Genomic DNA, 11931 nt, shown 5'->3' with positions numbered 1-11931 from the left:
TGATATTGGACATTGGAAATTGGACATTTTTTTGACATTTGAACTTGGGATTTGGGATTTATTATAGAATGGATGAATTTTAAAACAGCCAAACATATAAAATACGATATACTGAATAGTTACAATATTATTTGTAAAAAAACAGGTAGGAGGTTATACTATTGACTTATAAGGCAAAACTTAAAAAATCTGAGTAGTTACAGAAAAGGTAATCATTGATACCTCTGTTTGGATTGAATATTTTAAGGAGAAAGAATCTAAAAGGGGAGATGAGGTAAAGAGGCTTTTAGAAGAAAATAGGATAGTAATCACGGGAAGCATAATGGCAGAGCTTCTTCAGGGGGCAAGGGAAGAAAAAGATTTGGAAAAATTAAAAGAAGCAATTATTTCTCTTCCTTTTCTTAAGGAAGAAACCTCCATTTGGGAAGAGGTTGGCAGGCTTTCCTTTGATTAAGAAAGAGGGGTTTAACCGTCCCTCTGACAGACTGTTTAATTGCTAGCTTAGCCAAAAGAGAAAATTGCCCCATCTTTACCCTTGATTTCCATTTTCAAAAGATACCAGAGGTAAGGCTTTATGAGATGTAAAAACCTTGAAAGGATTTAAAAACATAAGGGAATTTATAGAAGGGCTTGAAAAGGAGGGGAAGCTCTTAAGGATAAAGAAAGAAATAGACCCTGAGCTTGAGGTATCCTGTATTACCAATCGGGTTTGTAAAAATAATGGGAAAGCCCTATATTTTGAAAACCCAAAAGGTTCTAAATACCCCTTGGTAACCAACCTATTCGGCTCTTTTGAAAGGATGAAAATGGCATTAGGTGTTTTAGAATTCTCTGAAATTTGTAAAAGAATTGAGGAGATATTTGAGATAAAACCTTCGTCTGGGATAATTGATAAGATAAAATTTCTTCCAAAGCTATTTGAGGTATCCCAATTTTTTCCAAAGGTTGTAAAAGATGCACCTTGTCAGGAGATTATTGAGGAAAAACCTGATTTATTGAAATTTCCTCATCTTAAGCTATGGCCAAAAGATGGTGGAAGGTTTATCACCTTACCATTGGTTTTTACAAAGGATGTGAATGGAAAAAGAAATTGTGGGATGTATCGGATGCAAATATTTGATGAAAAAACAACCGGGATGCACTGGCATCCAGGAAAAGATGGAGCAAGGCATTATTCTTCCTATAAGAAAGCAGGAAAAAAAATGCCTGTCGCTGTAGCGTTGGGAGGTCCACCTGAGGTCATTTACTCTGCCACATCACCTCTTCCATATGGATTTGATGAGATGCTCTTTGCTGGGTTTTTAAGAAAGGCTCCGGTTGAGATGGTTAAATGTAAGACAATAGACTTAGAGGTTCCAGCTGAGGCAGAGATTGTCCTTGAGGGATACATTTTGCCAGATGAGGAAAGGAATGAGGGGCCATTTGGCGACCATACCGGATATTATTCAGAAATTTCTAAATTTCCTGTATTTCACATAAATTGCATTACCCATAGGAAAGAACCAATCTATCCTGCGACGGTTGTTGGAAAGCCTCCAATGGAGGATTGCTTCATCGCAAAGGCAACAAGCATTATCTTCCTTCCCTTAATAAAAATGCTTATTCCAGAAATTGTTGATATGAACCTTCCCATTGAAGGGGTGTTTCATAACCTTACCATTGTCTCAATAAAGAATGAATACCCTGGGACAGTAAGAAAGGTTGTCTCTGCCATCTGGGGGCTTGGTCAAATATCTGGCACAAAGATAATTGTCATTGTTGATGAAAATATTGATGTGCATAATCTAAGTGATGTCTGTTGGAGGGTTCTTTCAAACATTGACCCTAGGAGGGATATATTCTTTGTTGATGGGCCGCTTGATATACTAGACCATGCAAGTTATAGCTTTGGCTATGGCTCAAAGATGGCAATTGATGGGACAAAAAAAGAATCTTATCCCGATGAGACAATAATGAATCCCGAAATAGAAACCCTTGTAGATAAAAAATGGAAAGGGATTTTTAGTTTTTAAACAATATAAATCTCTTGCAATAGCCTTTATTTCAATTTATAATAGCGTTATGCAGAGGTCTCCTGTTGTTACAATTATGGGTCATGTAGACCATGGAAAAACCTTGCTTCTTGATGCTATAAGGAATACAAGGGTAGTAGAGGGAGAAGCAGGTGGAATAACCCAGCATATTGGAGCTTACAAAATAAAGGCAAAAAATGGAGAAATAACCTTTATAGATACACCTGGTCATTCTGCATTTACAGCAATGAGGGCAAGGGGAGCAAAGGTTACAGATATTGTTGTCCTTGTTGTAGCAGCTGATGATGGTATAATGCCTCAAACAATTGAGGCAATAAACCACGCTAAAGCATCGGGTGTTCCAATTATTGTAGCAATAAACAAAATTGACCTTCCTTCCTCAAACCCTGACAAAATAAGGCAACAGGTTGCAAATCATGGGCTTATTGATGAAAAATGGGGAGGCGATACTATTTTTTGTGAGGTGTCAGCAAAGGAAAAAAGGGGGCTTGATAACCTTCTTGAAATGATTCTTCTTCAAGCAGAGATGCTCTCTTTATCTTATAATCCAAAAAACAAGGGGTGGGGAACAATTATTGAATCAAGAATTGATAAGGGGTTAGGTCCTGTTGGAACCATTATTGTTCAAGACGGCGTTTTAAAGATAAGGGATACATTTGCTGTTTCCTCTAATATTGGCAGGGTTCGGGCTATGATTGACGATATAGGAAGGAGGCTTAATGAGGCATCTGCGGGAACGCCTGTAGAGGTATTAGGATTTTCAACCCTTCCAGAGGCTGGAGAAAGACTGTTTGTGATAAGCAAGGAGGAGGCAGATATTATTTTAAAGGAAAAGAAAGAACCCCAAATGAGCTTTGAAAAGCCAAAGATTAGCCTGGAAGAGCTATTTAAAAAGATTGAAGAAGGCGAGGTTAAAGAGCTTCCCTTAATTATAAGGACAGATGTCTCTGGAACCTGCGAGGCACTATGCTCTTCTTTAAAGGAGCTTCCTTTAAATAATGTATCTATAAAAATCCTCCATTCAGGTTGTGGAGGTATCCTTGAGCAGGATATAATGTTTGCAAAGGCAGCAAATGGAATAATCATTGGTTTTCATATTAAGCCTTCTGCCTCTATAAAAGCATTGGCTGAGAAAGAGGGTGTAAAAATATATACATACGATATTATCTATGAGGCAATAGAAGAGATAGAAAAGGCGGCTTTGGGCTTACTTGCTCCAAAAGTAGAGCTTAAGGGAATTGGAAGGGCAATTGTAAAGAAGGTATTTAAGATTGAGAAGAAATTAATAGCTGGTTGTTTTGTTGAGGGAGGAAAAATAGAGCAGGGTGCAAAGGTAAAAATTATCAGAGGGGGTGAACCTATTATAGAGACATCAATTACCTCGTTAAAGCGATTTAAGGAGGATGTTCCTTTTGTTAAAGCTGGTGTTGAGTGTGGAATAGGCATTCCTTATTCTGATATTAAAGAGGGCGATGTCCTTGAGGCATTTGTTGCCATAAAAGAAGAAAAATCTTGACAATAACCTTGTTTAAAAGATAGAATTAGCAAAAAATGAAGAAATTCCTTTTTCTCCTTTTTATCCCTTGTCTTATTTTTTGTGAGACAAATATATATTATAACCTTGGAATAGATAGCTATTTCAAAAATAATTTAGAAGATAGCCTTTCTAATTTTAAAAAAGCTACAAGTGCCTTTCCTGATAGCTTTCTTTCCTGGTTCTATCTTGGAAAGACATATTATAGGCTAAAGATGAATAAAGAGGCAAAGAATGCCCTTTTAAAGGCATCTTTACTTTCTCCAGATGATACAAAAAGCAGGCTTTTAATTTCACAAATCCTTATGGAGGAAGAGGATTATAAGAAAGCAGGGGCATCCTATAAGGATGTTCTATCTATAGACCCCGAAAACCTTGAGGCAAACCTTTCCATTGGCAAGGCATACATTAAGCTAGAAAAATTTGATGATGCCATTTTTTACCTTAAAAAAGCACTAGAGTTAGCACCAGATGAGCCAGATGCTAATTTTTCTTTAGGCTGTGCCTTGCTTTCCAAAGATGAATTAGAATCTGCAAAGGATGCATTTACAAAGGCTATTTCTTTGGAATCAAACAACCCCTTATTTTATTATTCAAGGGGAAATGCCTATTTCAGGCTTGCTGATTATACAAGTCCTATGGATTCTGATTTCGTATCAATTGAGGATTATAAAATGGCGATTGAATTTGGGCTTTGCACACCAGATGTATTTTTTATGTATGGAAATGCCCTTCTTGCTAGAGGATTTTATTACCTTAAGACAAAAAATGAAAAAAAGGCTTATGATATGCTTGAAAAGGCTATTGTTGAATACAAAAATGCAATTTCTCTTTCTCCGGGTGCATCAAATGCCCATAATAATATGGGATTAGCCTATTACTACCTTGATAGAATAGATGAAGCAATCTCGCAATTTAAAAAGGCTGTTGAGCTTGAACCATTAATAGCATTTTTTCATGATAATTTAGGTGATGCCTATTATAAAAAGGGTGATTTTAAAAATAGCCTTTTAGAATTTAACCTTGTCCTTGAACTTTCTGTTGATTATACGCCAGATGATAAAATTCTTCCATTTCCGGCAAGGGGAATTAAAGAGAAAATCCGTGAAGCTAAAAGAAGAGCTCAAAAATAAAACCTTTTTTTTCCTGCTTATTCCTTTTCTGGTATATTCCAAGATAGACCTCTTTTCCTTAAAGGAAAAGGAGGAGGTTGTCAAGCCTGAGATTATAGAGGAGATTCCAATTGTTAAAGAAACGGAGAAAGGGAGAAGGGGAGAAGGGGAGAAGAGAAGAGGAAGAATAGTAAAACCAAAGAAAGAGCCTAAATTAGAGCCTATACCTAAAGAGGAAATTTCAACAGAGCCTTCACAGATTCAAGAAGAAACAATGCCTTTTGAGACATTTGGCCCTCTACAAACAGAGGAGAAAAAAAGACCGTTGTGGATAATATTTAGCCTAGCAATAACCTCTATTGCTGGACTACTCATTATCTTCCTTATCATTATCCATCTTATGAAAAGGGAAAGGAGGATACAAAAACCATTATTTCATATTCCTCCGTCTGATATAGAAGACGAGATTAAAAACCTAAAGCAATCATCAAAAATAGTATCTTCCCAAATATCGGAAATTGAAAGAATGCTTCCAGGTGAATTTATAGAAGGATTAAGGTCTGGAAAGGTATTTTCCCAAATAGCAAAGGATGTTTCTTCTTCCCTTGAACCAAGGATAAGGGAGCTTGGGCTTGCCTATCAAGGGATAAAGAAATCTATTGCCCAATTGGATGTTGAGATAAATAACCTCTCATCATTAAAAGGCTTAAATTTTAAAGACCTCGCAAGGCAGACAGCAACAGAGTTTATAATGCCCCTTCAAAATGAGTTCAATAAACACAAGCTTTCTTATGAAAATATGCTCTCTAGTTTTGAAGAAAGGCAGGATGGAAGGCTCTCTACAATTGAAAAAAGACATAGGGAGGTAAAGGAATTGGTAGACGAGGTTCATAAACGGCTTGTAGGTCTTGAATCACTTATAACATCCGCAACAATGTTTGAGCAAGAGCCTGTAATTCGGACAAAGAAAAGGGAAGAGATTCCTCCTTTAGCTTCCAAAACCACCAGAGAGGAAATTAACAAGCTCATCTATGAATTGGCTGATAATGGATTAAGTGTAGAGGAGATTGCCAAGAAGACAAAGATTGGAAAGGGAGAAATAGAGCTTATTCTTTCATTTAGAAACAAAAGGTGAGTTATGTTATTATCTTCCTTCTTTTATTTCTTACATTATTTCTTATTATATGGAAGATAAGAGAAAAAAAAGAAGAAAAGAGGGAATTTATTACCTTTCTTGAAAAGGGTGAAAAACTAATAGCTTCCTTTGACCAGATTGCAGAAAGAAATATTGACATTTTAGAGGAGAAGATAAAGGAGGCAAAGGATGTAATAAAAGAGCTTGACGAAAGGGCTAAAGAGAGAGAGAATAAAAGATTTCCTGATGTTTTCAGGCTAAGGGATGAAGGGTTTGAGATACCAGAGATAGCAAAGATAATGAATATGGGAAAAGCTGAAATTGAGTTGATATTGAAGCAATAATATGATATAATTATGGACTAATGGGGCGGTGTAGCCAAGTGGGAAGGCAGAGGTCTGCAAAACCTTTATTCAGCGGTTCGAATCCGCTCGCCGCCTGAAATGATAAAGTAAAAATTGAATAATATTATCCACCCAAAAGATGAAGTGTCGGCAGTTAAGTTTAATGCAGTAAGAAGATATGTTATCTATGTTGATATTAGAAATTTCTCCCGATGGAACAATCTTGAAGGAAATAATGACTATTTTCGGGTAAAATTATTAAAAAGTTTCTATGAGATTATAGAAAAATATTTTCCAAGAGATAAAAACTATAGAAAATTTCTGGGTGATGGGGTTCTTATCATAAAAGATTATAAGGAGGAGGAATTTGATGTGGTGCTGAATAACCTTAAAGGATTAAAAGATGAATTTGATAAAAAGAAAAAAGACTTAAGCCAAGAAGGTTTCAATTTTGATTTATTAGAATTTGGGATTGGAATGAGTGTTGGTTTTATAAATGAAATAATCTATCCAGAAGAAGAGATTTATGAGTATATTGGATATTTGCTTAATTTAACTTCTCGCTATTGCGATTTTACCAGGCCTTGTGGGATAATAATTGATTATGATTCAACAGTAAAAAAAGCAGAGAAGATTGAAACAAGTGGTTTTAGGAGAGAAAGATTAGTAGAAATAAGTGGTTTTGCGGGAAAGGAGGTTTGGTGTTCTAAGGAAGTTCGTCTTTCTCAAATTCACCCACCTACTCGCGAGGATGAAATTCATCAAATAGAGGTGCATGTGGCGGGTGTTTGTCTCAAAAGAGAAGATGAACTAAAAGTATTGGTGGGTAAACGGAATAATAAAAGAAGGCTTTATCCCGGGCTTTGGGAATGTGGGGGTGGCCAGGTTCATAGAAAAGAATATTTTGAAGAGGCTATAAAAAGGCAGTTTATGGAAGAGTTTGGTATAGTAGTTGAGCCATTAAGGGTATTAGGAGATTATAAGATAGTTGATAGAGAAAATGATGTTATTATTCCCGGGATAAAATTTTTGTGTCGTTTTGTAGATTATCTTGACGGTCAAGTAATCCTTAATAAAGCAGAATTTAGTGAGTATAGGTGGATTCTCTCTAATGAATTAGATGCCTATGAATTTATTCCAGGAATCAAAGATGACATTAGAGAAGCTATAAGGCTTTATCAAGAGATATTGGGATAGGCGCGTAGCTCAGTGGGAGAGCACTTGCTTGACGCGCAAGGGGTCAGCGGTTCAAGCCCGCTCGCGCCTAGATAAAAAATGTAAAATTCAAAACGTAAAGCGCAAAACTGTGGTAAGGATTTATAAAAAACTTAACCTCAGTTTTTAGTTTTGAGTTTTTAGTTTTGAGTTTTTTAAATGACCTTTCAGGATGTAATATTTAGTCTTCAGAAATATTGGGCTGATTATGGATGTTTAATAGCCCAACCTTATGACATTGAGGTTGGAGCTGGAACATTTAGCCCAGAAACATTCTTTCGCGTATTGGGAGAAAAACCCTGGAAGGTTGCCTATGTTCAGGCATCAAGAAGGCCAACGGATGGAAGGTATGGAGAAAATCCAAATAGGCTTTGCCATTACTATCAATTTCAAGTTATTATAAAACCAATACCAGATGATATTCAGGATGTCTACCTTGAAAGCCTAAATGCCCTTGGTGCAGAGCCTAATTTACACGATATAAGGTTTGTTGAGGATGATTGGGAATCCCCTACACTTGGTGCAGGAGGTCTGGGATGGGAGGTTTGGCTTGATGGAATGGAGATAACACAATTTACATACTTCCAGCAAATGGCATCTATCCATCTTAATCCTCCTTCTTGCGAGATAACCTATGGGCTTGAAAGGATTGCTATGTATCTTCAAGAGAAGGACAATGTTTTTAACCTTGTCTGGAATAATAGCACAACATATGGAGATGTTCATCTTGAAGGAGAGGTTCAATTTTCTAAATTTAACTTTAAAATGGCAGATCCCAATAGCCACTTTGAGCTATTTGGAATTTATGAGAAGGAATCCCTTAATTTATTAAAAAAAGGGCTTTTTCTTCCTGCCTATGACTATCTTTTAAAATGCTCACATATATTTAATATTTTAGATGCAAGGGGTTTAATAAGCGTTTCTGAAAGAAAGAGCTGCATTGAAAAAATAAGAAACCTTGCGAAGGAATGTGGCTTTCTCTATCTTGAAAAAAATGAACGAATGTGAATTTTTTGGCGTGTCTGAAGAGGGCAATTTCATCTGCAAGAAGATTCCAAGGTATAATAGGATAACAAAAGAGATATGTAAGGCACATTGCCCTGTATATGAAAAAAGATGTAGCCATCTTGTATTTTCTTTAAGAAAAGATGAGGTTTTTTCAGCACTTGGTGTTGGAGGAAGGAGGGTAGAGATAAGAATAGAAAGGGCTGTTTGTGATAAGATTAAAGAGCCAATCTTTGATATAAAAAAATGCCAAACCTGCCCTGATTTTACCGAAAAGGGAAAAGAGAAGGAAGTAGTAAAAATAGAAAAAGAGGAGGATATTGTTAAAATTGGGTTAAAGGCCCTTGTTGCAAGCCTTGGAGAAGAGAAGACAAGGGAATTCATTGAGGCTATAAAAGGGAAAAAAGAAGAGCCTAAAACAAAGGATGAGCTTGCTAAAGAAATAGAAAAATGGCTTTCTTTAGAATAAAAGGATTTAGAATTTAGAGATTTAAAACAATATTTTTATATGCTAGAATATCGCGGGTTTTATAAAGAAGAGGTATTTCATTCAATCCTTTCTCTTATGGCAGAAAGGGGTTTTCCAGACCTTTATCTTGTCCCTTATAATTATCCTATATTAAGGGATTCTAAAGACCACAACCTTTATGAAATAAATTTCTATTTTAAAGAAGAATACCCAATATTAACCCAGGAGGATATAACCAATATTGTCTCAATAATAACAAAAAAGGAGCACATTGGAAGAAGAGAGTTAGACACAAGCTATTCATTAGAAGATAAAGCATATTTTAGGGTTCATATTACATCCACCTTTGGAAACCTTGGGATAGTAATGAGAAATATTCCAGCCAAAATTCCATCCCTTTCAGACCTTTCCTTTTCTCCTGAGGTTTATGAAAGGCTTAAGATGGTATGCGACCACAAAGATGGATTGGTTCTTGTTACAGGGCCTACAGGTTCTGGAAAATCAACAACCCTTTCTGCTATGATAAAAGAGATGAGGGATACAAGGTCTCTTTCTATTGTTACTATTGAAGACCCTGTTGAGTTTGTTCATAAACCAAAAGAGGGGGAGAATGGTTTAAGTGATATTGTTATCCAGCAGCAGGTTGGGATTGATGTTCCATCATTTTATGACGGCATTGTTGCTTCTTTGAGAAAGCATCCAAATGTAATTCTGCTTGGAGAAATAAGGGGAAAAGATGAGATGGATGAGGCAATAATAGCCGCAAATACAGGACACCTTGTCTTAGCAACCCTGCATACAAGGAATGCCATACAAACTATTGAGAGAATTATAACCTTGAGGCAGAATATAAGCAAAGCTGATGCATACAAGGAAATTGCCTCTGTAATGAGGGCATTTATATCACAACAACTTACTCCAAAAATAGGGGGAGGATTTATTCCGGTATGTGAAATTCTTGCCAATACACCATATGTTGCTGATATAATTGAAAAGGGAGCAAATTTTATGGAGATGAAGGAGGCTTTGGATGGAAAAACAAGGTCTCCTGAGATAATAAGCCTCAATGAAGATTTATTCAATAGATGGCAGAGAAAGGAAATAGAGAGAAAAACAGCTCTCGGCATCTCATACAACAAGGTAGACCTTGACCTTAAAATGAGAAAATTTGGGCTTCAGGACAAAGAGAAAAAAGAAGAGGAAGAAGAGGCTTTTGGCGAAAAGGGGTTTTAATGAAAACCGTCATTATCGCCATTGATGGGCCATCAGGGGCTGGAAAAACAACAACAGCGAGATTAGTTGCAAAAAAATTAGGTTTTAATTATTGCTCCTCTGGTAGTGCGTATAGAGCTATTTGCTACCTTGGCCTATCAAAAAATATAAACCTTAATGACCCCGAGGCTATTATGAGCATCTTTAAAAAAAATGATATTATTCTAAACAATGGTTCTGTTTCATTCTGTAATAGGGATATTACAGAAAATTTAAGAAATAATGATGTTTCTTTAAATGTCTCTACTATATCAGCCTATCCCAATGTAAGGGAATATGTAACAAGGCTCATTCAAAGCCTTGCAAAAGGAAGGGGAATTGTTGTTGAGGGAAGGGATATTGGCTCAGTTGTATTTCCAGATACGGTCTTTAAATTCTTCCTTGATGCAGAGTCTTCAATAAGGAAACAAAGGAGGGATAACGAGGAGATTGAAAATAGGGATAACAAAGACAAAACAAGGGACATTGCTCCCTTTACAAGACCAAAAGATAGCCTTCTTATAAGAACAGATAGTATTTCAGAGGATGCTGTAGCAGAAAGGATAGTAGAGAAGATAGGGTTTTACAGAAGGAATATTTTTTATTCCTTTGTAAAGAGAGCCCTTTATTGCATTTTTAAGCCATATTTTAGATTATCCATCAATGGATGTGAGAATATTCCACTCACAGGTCCATTTATAATTGCCTCAAACCATTTAAGCTACCTTGATCCACCAGTAATAGGGGTCTCAATAAAAAGACATTTGCACTATTTTGCAAAAAAGGAGCTATTCTTTCCAATTTTTGGATGGATAATAAAAAACCTAAATGCCATTCCTGTGGATAGGAAGGGGTTTAATAAGGATGTAATAAAAAAGATAGTAAGAATCCTTGAGAATGGTGGGTCTATCCTTATTTTTCCAGAAGGAACAAGGGAAGGAAATAAGGCAGAAAAAGGCATAGGGCTTATTGCTTCTCTTTCTAATAAAACCATAAGAACACCTATTGTTCCTGTAAGGGTTGTCGGCACGGATAAAGCACTTGGGATTGGAGAATTTTTTATAAAGCCAAAGAAGGTAAGCATTATAATAGGAAAGCCCATTTTTCCAGAAAAATTAGACCTTAAAGACTACCAGAAAACAGCAGATTTTGTTATGGAAGAAATCAGAAGGTTTTAAGAAGGTATCAGGCATTTGGAATAACCACGACGCATCTATTACCTCCTTCGCCCTGGCTCATTGTGGTTACCCGGTGATCACTCTGGAGAAATGAATGGACAATATATCTTTCATAAGGAGGCATTGGAGGAATTACCACCTCTTCCTTTGTTGTAAATGCCTTATTTGCCGCCTCGCTTGCAGATTTTACAATGCTATCCTTTCTTCTTTTGCGATAATCGTTAATATCCAATACCAACCTTTTTTTAAGACCTGTCTTTTTGAAGAATATTGCCTGTGCAATCTCTTGAAGGGCATTAAGGCATTTTCCATCCTTTCCAATCAATAAACCTGCATCATTGCTTTTGATTACCGCGACAATATTAGCCCCTTCTTTTTGCGATAGGACATTTGCAGATATTCCCATTAAAGACAAGATTTTTTCTGTAATTGCCTGTGATGCTATTATGCTTTCATTAATATCTTCCATAATCTTAATTTTATCATAATTATCCAAAGATTGCAAGAATTTTGTCTTTTCTTTAAAATTTAATGTAACTATTCAGTATATCGTATTTTATATGTTTGGCTGTTTTAAAATTCATCCATTCTATAATAAATCCCAAATCCCAAGTTCAAATGTCAAAAAAATGTCCAATTTCCAATGTCCAATATC

12 protein-coding genes, 2 tRNA genes and 1 pseudogene are annotated in these 11931 nt (G+C 36.1%); 14 read left to right on the top strand and 1 reads right to left on the bottom strand.

Translation table 11 applies throughout. From position 1 onward, the window contains the following. Window positions 1-211: 211 nt before the first annotated feature. From AB1630_06590 to cmk, 14 genes and pseudogenes are all read left to right on the top strand, one after another. Window positions 212-454: a PIN domain-containing protein gene (locus AB1630_06590; GenBank protein MEW6103464.1), complete on the top strand. Its 243-nt coding sequence runs from the start codon at window positions 212-214 to the stop codon at window positions 452-454. Between the two features lie 14 nt (window positions 455-468). Further along, window positions 469-585 (top strand): annotated as a pseudogene (locus tag AB1630_06585) (PIN domain-containing protein). Between the two features lie 5 nt (window positions 586-590). Then, window positions 591-2012, top strand: a complete 1422-nt coding sequence (locus tag AB1630_06580) for a menaquinone biosynthesis decarboxylase (protein MEW6103463.1) — start codon at window positions 591-593, stop codon at window positions 2010-2012. A gap of 49 nt (window positions 2013-2061) precedes the next feature. Then, entirely contained in the window at window positions 2062-3549 is a 1488-nt protein-coding gene (infB, locus tag AB1630_06575) for a translation initiation factor IF-2 (protein MEW6103462.1), read from the top strand. Between the two features lie 35 nt (window positions 3550-3584). Beyond that, window positions 3585-4700: a tetratricopeptide repeat protein gene (locus AB1630_06570; protein ID MEW6103461.1), complete on the top strand. Its 1116-nt coding sequence runs from the start codon at window positions 3585-3587 to the stop codon at window positions 4698-4700. Further along, the gene (locus AB1630_06565; protein ID MEW6103460.1) at window positions 4672-5814 is read left to right on the top strand and encodes a hypothetical protein; all 1143 of its coding nucleotides are present in this window, start codon (window positions 4672-4674) and stop codon (window positions 5812-5814) included. Before AB1630_06570 ends, AB1630_06565 begins: the two co-directional genes overlap by 29 nt. Then, complete coding sequence (locus AB1630_06560; GenBank protein ID MEW6103459.1) at window positions 5811-6158, top strand: hypothetical protein; 348 nt, start codon at window positions 5811-5813, stop codon at window positions 6156-6158. Before AB1630_06565 ends, AB1630_06560 begins: the two co-directional genes overlap by 4 nt. A 24-nt stretch (window positions 6159-6182) precedes the next feature. Beyond that, window positions 6183-6254: transfer RNA gene (locus AB1630_06555), tRNA-Cys, on the top strand. Between the two features lie 18 nt (window positions 6255-6272). Continuing rightward, the gene (locus AB1630_06550) at window positions 6273-7355 is read left to right on the top strand and encodes an NUDIX domain-containing protein (protein MEW6103458.1); all 1083 of its coding nucleotides are present in this window, start codon (window positions 6273-6275) and stop codon (window positions 7353-7355) included. After that, window positions 7354-7425 (top strand) — tRNA-Val (locus AB1630_06545). The genes AB1630_06550 and AB1630_06545 overlap by 2 nt, the downstream gene beginning before the upstream one ends. A gap of 107 nt (window positions 7426-7532) precedes the next feature. After that, window positions 7533-8381: a glycine--tRNA ligase subunit alpha gene (locus AB1630_06540; protein ID MEW6103457.1), complete on the top strand. Its 849-nt coding sequence runs from the start codon at window positions 7533-7535 to the stop codon at window positions 8379-8381. Then, window positions 8368-8847 carry a hypothetical protein gene (locus tag AB1630_06535; GenBank protein MEW6103456.1) on the top strand — a complete coding sequence of 160 codons (480 nt, stop codon included), beginning with the start codon at window positions 8368-8370 and terminating at the stop codon, window positions 8845-8847. The genes AB1630_06540 and AB1630_06535 overlap by 14 nt, the downstream gene beginning before the upstream one ends. 39 nt (window positions 8848-8886) lie before the next feature. Next, entirely contained in the window at window positions 8887-10080 is a 1194-nt protein-coding gene (locus AB1630_06530; GenBank protein ID MEW6103455.1) for an ATPase, T2SS/T4P/T4SS family, read from the top strand. Further along, on the top strand, window positions 10080-11276 hold the full coding sequence (gene cmk, locus AB1630_06525) for a (d)CMP kinase (GenBank protein ID MEW6103454.1): 1197 nt from the start codon (window positions 10080-10082) through the stop codon (window positions 11274-11276). Before AB1630_06530 ends, cmk begins: the two co-directional genes overlap by 1 nt. A 7-nt stretch (window positions 11277-11283) precedes the next feature. Here cmk and AB1630_06520 read toward each other — a convergent pair whose 3' ends face one another. Next, window positions 11284-11745, bottom strand: a complete 462-nt coding sequence (locus tag AB1630_06520) for a R3H domain-containing nucleic acid-binding protein (GenBank protein MEW6103453.1) — start codon at window positions 11743-11745, stop codon at window positions 11284-11286. Window positions 11746-11931 lie beyond the last annotated feature (186 nt).

This window comes from bacterium (assembly GCA_040753555.1).
GTDB lineage: Bacteria > UBA9089 > UBA9088 > UBA9088 > UBA9088 > JBFLYE01.
Note: the sequence above shows the minus strand (reverse complement) of the source record. Positions and strands in the feature narration are given on the sequence as shown.